The following is a 14,198-nucleotide window of genomic DNA, read 5'->3' as shown; positions in this document are numbered from 1 at the left end:
GGAAGAGTGATAAATTATTGTAAGAATAATTAAACATGTCAAAGAGGAACAGATTGCAAGCAATACCAATTAATAGAACAGATTACTGTCAATTTTTAACAATTAGCCAAAAGAATTATAGTTTAACCTACTACGCTGAACATGCCAAGAAATGTAGCCATGATGTTATTAATAGATTTTTAGAAAATGAAAAATATACTCCTTCTTTGTTATGGGAACACATTAAGAATGATGTTATCTTTTCATCTAACGGATATACAATATTTGATGATACGGTGTTAAACAAAAGGAACACAAAGAAAATAGAGGTTGCTAGATCGCAGTATAGTGGAGCTACAGGTGGAGTTACTACCGGTATAGGAGTAGTGAGTCTTGTATATTATAACCCCGATATTGATAAGTTTTGGGTAATAGATTATCGCATTTTTTCACCTGATCATGATGGAGCGACGAAACTAGATCACCTACTAAAGATGTTCAATAATGCTGTTTATAGTAAAAAGATTCCTTTTCAAACTGTACTTTTTGACACATGGTATGCTACACACAAAATTATGCAACATGTTGACTCCTTGGGCAAATATTATTATGCCCCTATTAAAGCCAATAGAAATGTTAGTAAAACGTGTGATTACGAGCCTTATAAAGCTGTTAGCAAGTTGACGTTTTCAGATGAAGAAATTAAGAATGGAATGGAGATTCATATAAAAGGATTTGCCAAAAATAAGCATGTTAATTTGTTTAAATTTACTGTTTCTACCAACAGAGTTGATTATGTTGTTACCAATAACAAAACTCAAAAATCTTCTAAAGCTGCACAAGATGAGTTTGGCTTGCGATGGGTAATTGAGAGCATGCATAGAAAAATTAAGCAACTGACTGGTATAGAACGTTGCCAATGCAGAAAACAGCGTATCCAACGTAATCACATTAGTTGTGCATTTCTAGTTTGGGCTTTTCTCAAAAGAACTGCAAATAAAATAGGTAAAACGGTCTACCAAATAAAGTTAGGGCTTTTAGATGACTATATGCAACAACAGCTTCGTTCTCCATCTTTACGATATTTAGAACCAAACATAGCGTAAGTTTTGCATTATTATCTCTAACTATAATAGTGCCTGTCATTGACATAATGGCACTTCTCATATTTTCAGGGATGCCTGCTTTTTCTGCTGCTTTAGTAAAGATATTATAATTTGTCAGCATTAATTCTGGATCTTTATTTTGGATGCTGGCTAAAGCTTGCTTTTGCTCTAAATCACTACGACATTTTTTGCCGGCAGCAAAATAATCCAAACCAGAGCTGGATTGTAAATCTTTACAAACTGATTCTCTCATTGCTGAATCTTTAGGCAAAATGGAAGCAAAAAGAGCCTTAGTCATTTCACAATCTCCCTTAGCAAATTGATTCATTTCCATAGCAAGATTTCTTAAATCTTTTAGGGCATTTTCTATTTGTGGAGCAAAGGTCTTAAGACCCAATGAAAATGCATAAGCTTTTGCTTGCGAGCCTATATTTTTCATCAGCTGTACTAACTCATCTCCTGAAATAATAGAAAAGCTACCAAGATAAGAATCAATACCACTACAGCTCATGGTCAGTGTTGGCTGAGTTATAGAGATCGGATTAAAAGCTGTTTTACTACTCCGCATTGATAGTCCTCCTGCTGCATAATAGCCGGCAGCTTGAGATTGATATGAACCAGGTTTCGTTACATTAACACTCATCCCTTCAAATACATCCTGTAAATCCCAAGCATAAGATGTTGTTGCTTGTAACAATAAAACTATCATGACAATATGTATCACATGCTTTATATAGATCACTCTTCTAAACTTATTGTTACTGATCATAATCATTAACCTTTAGTCCATTATGGTGCTGAACTATCAATAAAATATTTTTAGCAATTTTATTTTCACTAATAATTCCTCTTGCAACTGGATATATTTGTTTACCACTGCTATCCACTAAATACAATACCGGAACAAGATTTGTAGGATTAAGACGACTGAGCAACCCAGTATCCCTAGTAGTTTTTATATATTCAAAATTTTCTCCATCATTGGAGACAAATAACAGCTGAAATTTATATTTATTGGCAAATTCTAGTACAATGGGGTCGTTGAAAGATAATTTTTGATAGTAAAATAAGAGGAAAGGAGGTAATAAATATTTTAAAAAAGAAATTCTGTTTAATATAGAGATAAATGTTATTCAATAGTGTAGTAATTTAATAGAGATTTGTTTACAGAGTTAGAATTTTTATTAATAAATTTCTTTAAGCCATTAAAGTTGTTAAAACCACTAATCGTTTTAAATTAAAACATATGGCATTCATAAATTCGGAGAATTGATTTTTGGCAATTCCTATATATCTAACCCGCTTATTATCTTTTGAAAATACCATCTCGAAAGGTGCTCTGATTTTCGTATAATATTTATCAAGGTCAAAATTCTTATCTTTCATATTATTTTTCTTTATTGCACAAAGATGGACTCCCTTTTTAGCTGCTGCATTCTTGGTAGAGATTGTACAATAACCTTTATCAACATATGTAGCACCAGAACTTGGCATAACATGCTTAAAACCTTTGCTATCGGTAACATTTGCAGGGGTAACTGCAACCTTATTGATCATGCCTGATTGAATATCAACACTCACATGTTTTTTATAACCATACCAAAATTTATTCCCTCCCTTACAGCCAATTTTGGCTTGTTTATCCTTTGCAACCTTAGGCAAAGTCTCATTATTCAATTTATCATATTTTTGTGCTCTTAGTTTATCACGTTCCTCCCAGAGATTAGCTTTTGAGATTAAATGAGAAGCATCTACAAATTATCATATTTTTGTGCTCTTAGTTTATCACGTTCCTCCCAGAGATTAGCTTTTGAGATTAAATGAGAAGCATCTACAAAGGTAAATACTTCACCCATATAGCCTTGTACTCGTAGTTGATCGCGGAATTTTGTAAATATTTTTGATAGTAAATTAGTACCTATTTTTTTACGTATTTTACTAAATACACTATAATCAGGTGTCTTTTCTGTAAGAGCAAAATTACAAAACCATTTCGCCGCTGTGCTATCAGCTAAATAACGTTCTAATTCCCGATCAGATAAGTCTTCCATAAATTGTAGCAGCAAACATTTAAACAGCCTCTCTATACCATATCCTTTATAATTAGCTTCGCATTCTAATGCTAATAACTCAGCTTCAACTGCTTTGAATTTGAATAAACTTTTGAATTTACGATATTGATGATCCGCATTTACTAACTCATCTAAACTTACCATTAGCATTTGATACTCTGACATATAAACATATTTTTTATTTTTTTATTATACCTGCTACCCTCTCATCTCGCAACAGTCCCATTTTATAACAATGAAGAATAAAGAAAAAGCTAAAGTACTTAGCTGTTTTGATGTAGCTAATTATTTTTTAGTGTTAGTTGATAGAGAAGCAGGGGATAGTATAACCCAGTTAAAGCTGCAGAAATTAATGTATTTTGCTCAAGGCATTCATCTTGCTTTATTTGATAAAGTTTTGTTTGAAGAAGAGATTAAGGCTTGGAAACATGGACCGGTAGTACCGGCTTTACGCTCAATATTTGGTAGCTTTAGAGATAATGTAATTCCTTTGCCTGGCGAAATAGATTTTGCTATTTATGACTTAGCAACAAAAAAATTACTTCACAAAGTATATTCTTTTTATGGTGAACATTCAGCTGCTTATTTACGTAACTTAACACATACACATTCTATTTGGTATGAAGTTATAGAGAATACAGATACTACTATTACTAAAGAACAGATACAGGAATTTTTTAAAGCTAATATAATAAATGATATTAAAGATTATCTTTTATCAACTACTAAAGCAGATATTGCACAAATAGAAAATGCTGAAGATGGGTGGTGGATGAATTATGATAGTGGCGTACCTGCTGAAGATATTACAGAATATCTTTTGAAGGAAAAGAAAAAAAAGCAGGTAATAAAAATTGAAAGTCATTTGGTCTGATAAAACCCTAGAGCAGTTACAATTTTGGAAATGTACTAACCCAAAAATAAGTAAACGTATTAGGCAAATAAAAAGCTAAAACTCTATTTTTGATTATCCAGCTGATGGTTCAAACCTCCACCTTCAGGTGGAGAAACTTTAGTTTGAATAAGTCATAGTCGTCTTATATAAAATAAGTAAGTAGGACTTATTTTATAGGATGACTATGACAGAATATGAAAAAGGGAAACATACGGTATATTATCACAGGTATCACATAGTATGGATAACAAAATACCGTTATAAAGTATTAACCCAAGTTATCAAAGAAAGGATTAGGGAAATCATAGCTCAAGTTTCAGAGGAAATGAATATTAGGATAGTAAATGGGGTGATATCATCTGATCATGTACATATTTTAGTATCGATACCTCCTAATATAGCAGTAAGTGAATTTGTACAAAGAGCAAAAGGTAGAACTTCACGTAGAATACAACAAGAATTCCCAGAATTAAAAAAGAGATATTGGGGGAAGCATTTTTGGGGAAGAGGTTATTTTAGTACAACAAGTGGTCATATCACAGATGAAGTAATTAATGAGTATATAAATAACCATACAGAAGCTCATAAACCAACTTCTATTTCTAACATTAGATTGGAATAAGCTTTAGCTTAAACTCTACGGCACTTCTAGTGCCTATCATCAACCTACCGGCTCTCAGCCGGTAGTGGTTGAGACTAACTTATCTTAAAAAAAGGTTAATTTAAATTGGCTTTATTATTAAAAAGGAATTGCACCGGCACATTTTCACTATTTTCTACAAGAAAACGATAATATTGTTTTGCAAGATCCACAGCATCATAACTACAGCAGGACCCAATAGCAAGTTTTAAACATTCTAATTTTAACTCTACATCATTTCTAAACATACACAACTCACCAATAATTTATTTCGTTAATACTAGCAAATTTACTACTAATTATCAACAAATGCATTTATATAGCTATAGAATTCATCTCCAGATAGGCACAGTTTTAGATGAATTACAGCTTTTTTTATTATGGCTTAAAACTCCACTGGCAATGTAAAAATTAGGATGTTAATGTCATGACTAGCAAAACTTATCTATTAATGGAAATATCACTTAATTAATATGAATAATAATTGTGCTAATCAAAGATTATATTGGTCACTCTCTACTCCCCTAAAATATATGGGATTAAGCTTAGATGAGTGGTTAGTTATCTTACTTGGTATAGTACCTGGGATAGTGTTACTAAATAGCGGACATGCTAAGCTTGGGGGAATATGTATTATAACTGGTATTGTACTTTGCTATATATTTAAAAAGTTTAAGAAACTATCGGAGTATTTTGTACTTAAGAGTTATTTAGTTGCTAAGAAATGGCTATATGCTCCTACTTCTTATCCTAATTTGCTTGGTAAAAAAATAGGTAAGTAATGGATCATTTATTTAAGCAAAGCTCTATTCAGCAGCTAGTTAAATATAATAAGAGATTATTGCTTATCACATTGCTGCTTGCGTTTACGAGTCTTCTTGGGATGATTAAAACAGTTAGCACGGAAGAAAAATGGTTATTAATTCCGGCAATAGAGCCAGATAGAAGAATGATAGTATCATCCAAAAGCTATCATGAGACCTATCTTAAAGAATGGGCAATTTTTGTAATGAAAGAATTATTTACTACTTCGTCTGAGGAGGTGGAGAGACAAATAGCTGATATGAAAGTAGTATCTAGTAATACAGAGCAATTGGATAAATTTTTTAAGGAACATTTAAATTTTGTTAAGGGCTCTAATATTTCATCGGTATTTTTTCCTAAAAAAGTAAAAGTCATTGAGGATGGAGTATTAATTAACGGAACATTTCGTTATTGGTTTTCCGAAAATAAGCATATAGCAGCTGATAAAACTTATTTGTTAACCTACAAGCGAGGAGCAAATCATTTATTATTACTTACAGGTATTAAGGAAGAAGAGGCAAATAAGCAATGAAAAGTTTGAAGTCAGAGTTACAGATATTAGTAGTTTGCGTTGGAATAATGCTTACAATTTTTAGTAGTAATGCTTATGGGACACATTATATGTTACATGCTGATTCTTTGTTAGAGCTGCAAATAGCAAAAGACGCTCCAACTAGGATTAATATTGAAGGAGAAAAAATTAATGATATCTTTATTCATCCGCAGGAAGCTGCAGAAGTAGTAGTACATGATTCAGGCTGTTTATTTATTTTACCGCAGCAAGATAACAGTAAACTTTACCTAACTCTAATTGGAGAAAATGGTACGACCCAAGATTTAATCTTGAATTTTACTAAAACTAAACCAGCTCCTATTAGACTCATTAAGTTTGATTTAGAAAAAGAAGTAACAAAGTTAACTAATAATAAGGAAGATAAGCATCATGAATGTAAAAAACAAAGATGTAATAGAAAAAGAAAATAATAAACAGTATTTAAGAATAATATATCCTTTATTGCCGGTATTGTTAATTTTTTGTGTAAATGTAATACTATCTGAAGTTGCTTTAGGAGAAACATTAGAAGGACAGTTAGATCGCATTGGTGGGCTCTCTACTGGTAAACTTAAAACTATCGGGATATCAGGAGCAACGATTTTGTCATCAATCTGGGCAGTAGTCAGGGGTAATTTAAGACTTGCCGGAGCAATTGTAGCCATTGGTATTATTTTAGGGTTTTATTTAGAGTGGGTCTCTAGTGGGATGAAAATCAGTTAGATAATTAAGATATTGATTAAAAGCAATGGATCAAGATTTCAATAAGCAGGAAGAAATAAAAGGTAAAGTAGATAATCATACATTACCATCTGCATTTAGTAAAAGATTATCAGGACTCATAGAGATAATTAAAAACAGACCATTAGTTACTTTAGCTTGCATAGGAGTAATAATGGTTTTGGTATTTTATGGATTTTCAGAAAGTGAGGTAAAAGCTTCCCGAGGTTTACAAGAAGATAGACAATCAAGGGAAATATCAGGAATAGAAAAGGCCATAGATCCAAGGGCAAAATGGACTGCAGAAATATTAAATGAAGTTAAAAACATGCAGGACCATTTAGAGAAGCTAATCGAGAATAAATATTTAGAAACTAAAAGTAAAATTGATGATTTTAGTCAAAAGTTAGAATCATTAGAGAATCCTCTTAAAGAAACTATATTATATGATGGCAATGATTTTAATAATGATCAAAAGATAGAAGATTTACTAGATAACGCGAGTTTCGTATTCAAAAAGTCGCTGTATAGCTGATAAACAGTGGGTTACGGGGATATTGATAATACTGTTTTTGTTATAAAGTGAGTACAAAATACAAATTGCTAATTAAAATATGGTATTTATAGTATAAGAAAAAAGTTTATAGGTTATTGAAAAAACTTTAAGAGCAATAACCTATGATAATGGATTTTACAGAAATATTTTGTTACGTCGATGATTTTTTTCAAGAATTAGACAAGCATACAAATTCAATTACTAACCATAACAACAAATCTGGTCCTAAAAGTCGACTTAACAGAAGTGAGGTAATAACAATTATAATAGGCTACTGGCAGTCATCTTATGATTGTTTTAAGAATTATTATCTGAAGCAAATATGGATTTATCATCAAAGAGATTTTCAATTAGTAAGCTATAGTCAATTTATAAAAATAATAGGTCCACATTTACCACTATTAGTACTGATATTCAATTCTATTTTGGATCAGTGTGATGGCCTTTCTTTTGTAGATTCAAGTAGTATAGAGGTATGTAAGAGATACCGTATTTCAATGAATAAAGTGTTCGCCGGCATAGCAGCACGCAGTAAGACAACAAAAGGTTGGTTCTATGGACTTAAACTACATCTAATAATTAATAGAGCCGGTGGTATAGTTAAAGCATCTTTTAGCCCTGGCAATAAGGATGATAGAAAACAGCTGGAACTGATGATCAAAAATCTTTTTGGTAAAGTATTCGGAGATCGTGGTTATATTTCACAACAATTATTTCAACAACTTTTAGAGCAAGGAATTTTTATGGTAACTAGGGTAAAGAAAAATATGAAAAATAAACTTATGTCTATGTTGGATAAAATATTATTGCTTAAAAGAGCATTAATAGAATCTGTGTTTAGTAAAATTAAACTATTGGGGAAGTTTGAGCATTCAAGGCATAGATCAGTTACAAATGCCTTTGTGCATATGGTTGCAGCACTGATAAATTATCAAATGTCTGATAATAAACCTTCTATTACATCTCTCTTGATATGCTAAATCCTATGCTATATTAATTCGAAACTCGCGTTAGATAATAACCTTGAGCAAAGCACTGCTGCTGTTTCTACCGCTCCAGTAAAAAGATTACTTGGTTATGTAAAAAGAGCTGATGTGGAGCTCAAAAAAGATTTTAAAGATTATATTACTACTGGAAGCTTTGCACGAGGGGTGCTGCTTACTGGAGTAGTAGTTGGAACTGGCACTAATAATGCAGCTTCGCCTGAGCCCATAATGATAAGGCTTGTTGATACAGCTATTTTTTCTAAAGGGTATAAAACAGAGCAAATCAAAGAAGCAATTTTAATTGGTTCTTGTAGTGGGGATATTTCATCAGAGAGGGCTAAATGCCGTTTAGAGACGGTATCTTTACTAAATAGTAATGGAGAGATAATTGAAAAACCGGTAGAAGGATGGTTAATAGGAGAAGATGGGAGACCTGGAATTAAAGGGATAGTTGTTGATAGATCATCAGATATAGCAAGGATGGCGGTGCTTAACGGTGTACTTGGCGGGATAGCACAATTTTTCCAGAACCAGGCAACAAATAGTGGGACTGTTGCGAGATGAGAGGGTAGCAGGTATAATAAAAAAATAAAAAATATGTTTATATGTCAGAGTATCAAATGCTAATGGTAAGTTTAGATGAGTTAGTAAATGCGGATCATCAATATCGTAAATTCAAAAGTTTATTCAAATTCAAAGCAGTTGAAGCTGAGTTATTAGCATTAGAATGCGAAGCTAATTATAAAGGATATGGTATAGAGAGGCTGTTTAAATGTTTGCTGCTACAATTTATGGAAGACTTATCTGATCGGGAATTAGAACGTTATTTAGCTGATAGCACAGCGGCGAAATGGTTTTGTAATTTTGCTCTTACAGAAAAGACACCTGATTATAGTGTATTTAGTAAAATACGTAAAAAAATAGGTACTAATTTACTATCAAAAATATTTACAAAATTCCGCGATCAACTACGAGTACAAGGCTATATGGGTGAAGTATTTACCTTTGTAGATGCTTCTCATTTAATCTCAAAAGCTAATCTCTGGGAGGAACGTGATAAACTAAGAGCACAAAAATATGATAAATTGAATAATGAGACTTTGCCTAAGGTTGCAAAGGATAAACAAGCCAAAATTGGCTGTAAGGGAGGGAATAAATTTTGGTATGGTTATAAAAAACATGTGAGTGTTGATATTCAATCAGGCATGATCAATAAGGTTGCAGTTACCCCTGCAAATGTTACCGATAGAAAAGGTTTTAAGCATGTTATGCCAAGTTCTGGTGCTACATATGTTGATAAAGGTTATTGTACAATCTCTACCAAGAATGCAGCAGCTAAAAAGGGAGTCCATCTTTGTGCAATAAAGAAAAATAATATGAAAGATAAGAATTTTGACCTTGATAAATATTATACGAAAATCAGAGCACCTTTCGAGATGGTATTTTCAAAAGATAATAAGCGGGTTAGATATATAGGAATTGCCAAAAATCAATTCTCCGAATTTATGAATGCCATATGTTTTAATTTAAAACGATTAGTGGTTTTAACAACTTTAATGGCTTAAAGAAATTTATTAATAAAAATTCTAACTCTGTAAACAAATCTCTATTAAATTACTACACTATTGAATAACATTTATCTCTATATTAAACAGAATTTCTTTTTTAAAATATTTATTACCTCCTTTCCTCTTATTTTACTATCAAAAATTATCTTTCAACGACCCCATAGTATATTTCCAGTGTCACCGATTACCAGTCAGCAAAATGCCTTAAAAGCTCAGAATTCTCTAAAAGCCGGTGTTTATGCCGGCACCGGTAATGCTTTAGAAAAGCTTGCTGATTTTGCCATTAAACGAGCAGAAAGCATGAGTCCGGTAATTGTTGTAGCTTCAGGTAGAGTAATAGATGTAGTATTTAGAAAAGGTTTTGATTTAAGGGATAATAAAGAGAGTACAAAAGTAGATAGATTACTGCCGCCAACGACGAATGATTATTCGCAAAATGCAGCAAATTATAGTAATTATCAAAACTATTCTGGGAATAAAGTAACAAGTTTTACTAAGGCAAAAACTAAATTGCAAGAACGTTTTACTCCGGATAATGGGACTGATGAGATGATAGATATTGATTTGCAATCAGAACAACAATATCCGGGTAATTTTTAATGAATAATAAAATAATTAATCTGCTTTTGTTATTAATGTTAAGCTTTAGCGTTGCTAATTGTAAGTTGATGCCATATAGAAATGATTTTGATTGCCCGCTGCCCCAAGGACTAAAATGTAAATCATTATATGAAGTAAATAAAATGGCAGATCTTGATATGTTTAATCCAAATAATAATAATGATAAGCCTAATTTTAAATCGAGATGCTCTACTAGATGCTTTGGAGAGTATAATTAATGACATCAGGAATTGATAAAGATTTTGCTCGGGAAAGACTAGCTAAACATTTTGTTTATGAATCATATGATGAGGAGAGTAGCTTGTTTTTTAATAGGGCTTCAGTAGGATTTGTCCTGCTTGGCTGGCCGTTAGTTGGAACAAGCTTGCAAGCACAAGGGGAGATAGCTGAATTTTTAAAAAGTGATGAAAATTTACCAGCAGGCAGTAGTTTTCAAATATTGATGATTGGCTCTGATCATATAAGAGAATATCTAGATAACTGGCAATTACATAGAAAAGGCAGCATCTTTGCTGAGCTTAGCAGTAGAAGAGTAAAATTTTTACAAGCAAAAGCAAAGGAAGAGGGAAATATCAAAGATGTCGTTTTATTAATTTCCGTAACTATTCCGACGCTGACGATTGATATTAATGAGATGATACGAAGAAGAGAAGTACTGCAAGATACATTTAAATCAATTGGTCTTACTACTTATAATGTTGAGGCAACATTGCTATTAAAATTTGTCCGTTTAATATTTGGCTGGAGAGAAGAAGAGCATCCTGAAATTAACCCTTATGAAATATTATCTGAGCAGATTTTACCTGGTAATTTTTCTTTATATGAAAAGGAAGATTATGTCAGTCTTAATGATAATCAAATATTTATAAGCTTAGAGGCAGGAAAAAGACCTTCTGAGTGGCGTTTATCAGCCATGGATTTGTTTTTAGGTAATGAGCTAAGACGAGATGAATATATTAGAGCAAATTTTTTAATTCATTTTGGTTTGCAGATTATACCAAATCAGTTAGTGGCTAAAACATCTGCTATTACCAAAAGAGAAGCTTTAGAGAGAAACATTAATGCTGGGATGGGGAAATTCTTTCCTAACTTAGCTAGTGAAGCACAAGATTTAGCAGGAGCAGTAGCGTGCTTGCAAAATGGTGATAGAGTAGTAAATATCCATTTAAATGTCATTATGTGGGATCAGAAGAACAAAGCCAAAGGGTCAGCATCACAGTTTTGTTCACATATGCGAAGAAGTGGCTGGTATTTTGTCCCTTGTAAATATGATCATTTAGCGGTGGTACTTGCTAGTTTACCGATGCAGTTAGTTGAAGCAGCGCCTAATTCTTTAATGGGTAAATTTAATAGATTCAATAACATATTTAATAAAAAGACTCAGGGAGTTGGCGTAGCATTATCAAATCTTGGTAGAGGCATAAGGACTATTGCTTCAGAAAGTAAGGTGTTACTGCCTATTATTGGTGAATGGAAAGGGGATTTAAGCTCTCCTGGCATGCTGCTTACTGGTAGAAGAGGACAGATTATGTATAGGTCGCCCTTTGGCTCAGCATTAATTGGCTCAAATTTATATAGTGCATCTGCAGCTCCCAATGAAAATTTTAATCTTTGTATAGCAGGAGTACCAGGATCTGGTAAATCAGTGTTTATGCAGGAGTTAATGCTATCAGTCTTAGGCACTGGCGGCAAAGTATTTGTTCTTGATTATGGTAGATCATTTAAAAGAACCTGTTTGCTACTGGGCGGTAATTATATTGAATTTGATGTAAAAAATCCTATTTCTATTAATCCATTTTCAGAAATTCCAGCAGACGGCAGCGAAGGCTCAATTGAAGCACAGGCAGATTTTCTAGCAAGTTTTCCATCGATTCTGGCGACCATGGCAGCTCCGCAATATGGAACTAATGATTTGCAACAACCAATGCTACAAAAAGCCTTAATAGCTGTTTGGCAAGCAAAAGGAGCACGAGCTGAGATAACTGACATAGCAGATTGGCTGCTTAAAAGAGAAGAGTCTTACTCGCAAGAACTTGGTAATATGCTATTTCCATTTACCCGTGATGGGCAATATGGCAAATTTTTCAGTAACAAGGCACAATTATCACTAAACTCAGATATAGTAGTAATTGAAACTGATCATCTTCGTAGTAGCCCGGCACTACTTGCAGTAATTGTACAAATCATGATTGTTCATATTAACCAAGCAATGGTTAAAGGTGATAGGAAGCGTCCCTTTCTAATCATGATTGATGAAGCATGGAAATTACTATCCGGCAAGAGATCTGGAGAATTTATTGAAGAAGCAGGTAGAATTGCAAGAAAATACAACGGCTCAATAACCCTTGCTACTCAGCAATTAACTGATTACTTCAGGGAAGAAGGATCAGCTGCTGAAAAAGCTTTTGAGAACTCATCACATAAAGTTATTCTTAAGCAAAATCCTGAGAGCTTTAAAGCAATGAGAGGAAACCCAAAACTTGCAGGTTTTGTAGATGAGGATTGGAAGCTAAATTTACTGCAATCAATTCATTCAAATCCACCACATTATAGTGAAGCAGCGATTTATGGACCAAGTGTTCATGGAGTAGTAGCAAGGTTAATGTTAGATCCATTTACTCTGATGCTAACATCTACTAATGCTAGGGATTATAGGGCTTTAGAAGATAGAATGATTGCAGGAATGAGCGTTACAGATGCCATCAATAATATACTGGACGAGCGAGGCTTAGTTTAAAGTGATTAGAAAATATGGGAAGATATTTAGCTCTAAAAATTATTGTAATCAGCTTTTTTATTTTATTTTTAGCTATATTGCAAGTTAGTAATGTTAATGCAGATGGTGTTAATAAGCTTGGCAAAAGTAAAAGCAGTAAAATATTAGATTATGGTGTTAGAGGTCATGTATTTCCAATTATTGAAAAATCTTTACTAGAGATAATTATGGCGAGGCTCAAAATAGCAAAACAAAATGGCATTTTAGAGAAAATGCAGGAAGAATTTAAAAATAGAGTAAAGCAAAGAATCTCTAGACCAACTCCTGTCTTAGCTCTAGCAAAAGCAAATAAAAACCGTAGCTGGTACTATAATCCAAGCTTTATACAAAAGACAGATATAAAAGATCAAGCAGGAAACATCATAGTAAAAGCTGGAACAAGTGTGAATCCTTTAGAAAAAGTAAGTTGGGGGGAGCTATTGATATTTATTGATGGAGATGATGAGCAGCAGGTTAAGTGGGCTAAATTACAAATAGGAAGATTAGTTCTAACCAAAGGAAATCCTATAGAACTGAGGCAAGAACTAAACAAGCCGGTGTTTTTTGATCAAGGTGGCGTGCTTACTACTCGTTTTAAAATAAAAGCAGTGCCGGCTATTGCCTGTCAGGAAGGCAAATTACTTAAAATTAGCGAAATCAAGATTAATTGAAATATTATAGTATTTGAGTAAAAATTAAGGTGTGAACAACAACTGATAAAATCCGGAGGTAATGTATGAAGAAGTGGCAATTACCAGAAGCAAAGAAAAATTTAGAAAAGATAATAGGTCAGGTATTACAAGGTAGGGTGCAAGCAATAGTAAAGCCTAGTGGAGAAGTAGTATATCTAATCGCAGGTGAGAAAAATAATATGATAGCAGAGCAAGCAAAGGTAGGTTGTCAAGCAAATACAGATTTAGTCACTTCTGAAATATACAAGTAA

General features: G+C 32.9%; 14 protein-coding genes and 5 pseudogenes. 15 read left to right on the top strand and 4 right to left on the bottom strand.

All coding sequences use genetic code 11. The annotated features are described in order from the left end of the window. Positions 1–53 precede the first annotated feature (53 nt). Positions 54–1,085, top strand: coding sequence for an IS701 family transposase (locus tag ACOAL3_RS05970; protein ID WP_473198140.1), 1,032 nt, complete (start codon positions 54–56; stop codon positions 1,083–1,085). Positions 1,086–1,092: 7 nt separating this feature from the next. Here the strand turns inward: ACOAL3_RS05970 and ACOAL3_RS05965 are convergent. The 4 genes and pseudogenes from ACOAL3_RS05965 to ACOAL3_RS05950 form a co-directional block, all read right to left on the bottom strand. Beyond that, positions 1,093–1,854: pseudogene (locus ACOAL3_RS05965) on the bottom strand (conjugal transfer protein TraH); the annotation flags it as partial. Then, positions 1,844–2,122 (bottom strand): annotated as a pseudogene (gene traF / locus ACOAL3_RS05960) (conjugal transfer protein TraF); the annotation flags it as partial. The pseudogenes traF and ACOAL3_RS05965, both read right to left, overlap by 11 nt. Before the next feature lie 160 nt (positions 2,123–2,282). Continuing rightward, a complete protein-coding gene (locus ACOAL3_RS05955; RefSeq protein WP_419234525.1) occupies positions 2,283–2,762 on the bottom strand; it encodes a transposase in 480 nt (159 codons plus the stop codon). Positions 2,763–2,836: 74 nt separating this feature from the next. Beyond that, entirely contained in the window at positions 2,837–3,322 is a 486-nt protein-coding gene (locus ACOAL3_RS05950) for a transposase (RefSeq protein WP_419234524.1), read from the bottom strand. A 70-nt stretch (positions 3,323–3,392) separates the two neighbouring features. Between ACOAL3_RS05950 and ACOAL3_RS05945 the strand changes: the two genes are divergently transcribed. The 14 genes and pseudogenes from ACOAL3_RS05945 to ACOAL3_RS05880 all read left to right on the top strand — a co-directional run bounded on the left by ACOAL3_RS05945 (position 3,393) and on the right by ACOAL3_RS05880 (position 14,198). After that, positions 3,393–4,031 (top strand): Panacea domain-containing protein, encoded by a 639-nt coding sequence (locus ACOAL3_RS05945; protein WP_419234568.1) that lies wholly within the window; start codon positions 3,393–3,395, stop codon positions 4,029–4,031. Between the two features lie 205 nt (positions 4,032–4,236). Further along, positions 4,237–4,674 carry an IS200/IS605 family transposase gene (tnpA, locus tag ACOAL3_RS05940; protein WP_419235588.1) on the top strand — a complete coding sequence of 146 codons (438 nt, stop codon included), beginning with the start codon at positions 4,237–4,239 and terminating at the stop codon, positions 4,672–4,674. Between the two features lie 491 nt (positions 4,675–5,165). Next, positions 5,166–5,474 (top strand): hypothetical protein, encoded by a 309-nt coding sequence (locus ACOAL3_RS05935; protein ID WP_419234567.1) that lies wholly within the window; start codon positions 5,166–5,168, stop codon positions 5,472–5,474. After that, positions 5,474–6,028: a TraE/TraK family type IV conjugative transfer system protein gene (locus tag ACOAL3_RS05930; protein WP_419234566.1), complete on the top strand. Its 555-nt coding sequence runs from the start codon at positions 5,474–5,476 to the stop codon at positions 6,026–6,028. The genes ACOAL3_RS05935 and ACOAL3_RS05930 overlap by 1 nt, the downstream gene beginning before the upstream one ends. Continuing rightward, positions 6,025–6,480 (top strand): hypothetical protein, encoded by a 456-nt coding sequence (locus ACOAL3_RS05925; protein ID WP_419234565.1) that lies wholly within the window; start codon positions 6,025–6,027, stop codon positions 6,478–6,480. The genes ACOAL3_RS05930 and ACOAL3_RS05925 overlap by 4 nt, the downstream gene beginning before the upstream one ends. After that, entirely contained in the window at positions 6,440–6,772 is a 333-nt protein-coding gene (locus ACOAL3_RS05920; protein WP_045805770.1) for a hypothetical protein, read from the top strand. Before ACOAL3_RS05925 ends, ACOAL3_RS05920 begins: the two co-directional genes overlap by 41 nt. Before the next feature lie 25 nt (positions 6,773–6,797). Continuing rightward, a pseudogene (locus tag ACOAL3_RS05915) lies at positions 6,798–7,268 on the top strand (TraB/VirB10 family protein); the annotation flags it as partial. A gap of 179 nt (positions 7,269–7,447) precedes the next feature. Continuing rightward, positions 7,448–8,305, top strand: coding sequence for an IS982 family transposase (locus tag ACOAL3_RS05910; RefSeq protein WP_419234519.1), 858 nt, complete (start codon positions 7,448–7,450; stop codon positions 8,303–8,305). 30 nt (positions 8,306–8,335) lie between these two features. Then, positions 8,336–8,854: pseudogene (locus ACOAL3_RS05905) on the top strand (TraB/VirB10 family protein); the annotation flags it as partial. Positions 8,855–8,916: 62 nt separating this feature from the next. After that, on the top strand, positions 8,917–9,876 hold the full coding sequence (locus ACOAL3_RS05900) for a transposase (protein ID WP_419234540.1): 960 nt from the start codon (positions 8,917–8,919) through the stop codon (positions 9,874–9,876). A 153-nt stretch (positions 9,877–10,029) separates the two neighbouring features. Further along, a pseudogene (locus ACOAL3_RS05895) lies at positions 10,030–10,479 on the top strand (TrbI/VirB10 family protein); the annotation flags it as partial. A gap of 238 nt (positions 10,480–10,717) precedes the next feature. Continuing rightward, complete coding sequence (locus ACOAL3_RS05890; protein ID WP_419234564.1) at positions 10,718–13,237, top strand: TraC family protein; 2,520 nt, start codon at positions 10,718–10,720, stop codon at positions 13,235–13,237. A gap of 14 nt (positions 13,238–13,251) precedes the next feature. Beyond that, positions 13,252–13,926 (top strand): type-F conjugative transfer system protein TraW, encoded by a 675-nt coding sequence (gene traW, locus ACOAL3_RS05885; RefSeq protein WP_419234563.1) that lies wholly within the window; start codon positions 13,252–13,254, stop codon positions 13,924–13,926. 65 nt (positions 13,927–13,991) lie between these two features. Then, on the top strand, positions 13,992–14,198 hold the full coding sequence (locus tag ACOAL3_RS05880) for a type II toxin-antitoxin system Phd/YefM family antitoxin (protein ID WP_419234562.1): 207 nt from the start codon (positions 13,992–13,994) through the stop codon (positions 14,196–14,198).

It is taken from the genome of Rickettsia endosymbiont of Nabis limbatus, from assembly GCF_965196655.1.
In the GTDB taxonomy this organism is placed as follows: domain Bacteria; phylum Pseudomonadota; class Alphaproteobacteria; order Rickettsiales; family Rickettsiaceae; genus Rickettsia.
This window is presented reverse-complemented; position numbering and strand designations above follow the sequence as displayed.

Bases quoted from the DNA above. Each gene is read 5' to 3' on its own strand.
- ACOAL3_RS05950 (WP_419234524.1), bottom strand. From the start codon at position 3,322: ATGTCAGAGTATCAAATGCTAATGGTAAGTTTAGATGAGTTAGTAAAT.
- ACOAL3_RS05945 (WP_419234568.1), top strand. From the start codon at position 3,393: ATGAAGAATAAAGAAAAAGCTAAAGTACTTAGCTGTTTTGATGTAGCT.
- tnpA (WP_419235588.1), top strand. From the start codon at position 4,237: ATGACAGAATATGAAAAAGGGAAACATACGGTATATTATCACAGGTAT.
- ACOAL3_RS05935 (WP_419234567.1), top strand. From the start codon at position 5,166: ATGAATAATAATTGTGCTAATCAAAGATTATATTGGTCACTCTCTACT.
- ACOAL3_RS05930 (WP_419234566.1), top strand. From the start codon at position 5,474: ATGGATCATTTATTTAAGCAAAGCTCTATTCAGCAGCTAGTTAAATAT.
- ACOAL3_RS05925 (WP_419234565.1), top strand. From the start codon at position 6,025: ATGAAAAGTTTGAAGTCAGAGTTACAGATATTAGTAGTTTGCGTTGGA.
- ACOAL3_RS05920 (WP_045805770.1), top strand. From the start codon at position 6,440: ATGAATGTAAAAAACAAAGATGTAATAGAAAAAGAAAATAATAAACAG.
- ACOAL3_RS05910 (WP_419234519.1), top strand. From the start codon at position 7,448: ATGATAATGGATTTTACAGAAATATTTTGTTACGTCGATGATTTTTTT.
- ACOAL3_RS05900 (WP_419234540.1), top strand. From the start codon at position 8,917: ATGTCAGAGTATCAAATGCTAATGGTAAGTTTAGATGAGTTAGTAAAT.
- ACOAL3_RS05890 (WP_419234564.1), top strand. From the start codon at position 10,718: ATGACATCAGGAATTGATAAAGATTTTGCTCGGGAAAGACTAGCTAAA.
- traW (WP_419234563.1), top strand. From the start codon at position 13,252: ATGGGAAGATATTTAGCTCTAAAAATTATTGTAATCAGCTTTTTTATT.
- ACOAL3_RS05880 (WP_419234562.1), top strand. From the start codon at position 13,992: ATGAAGAAGTGGCAATTACCAGAAGCAAAGAAAAATTTAGAAAAGATA.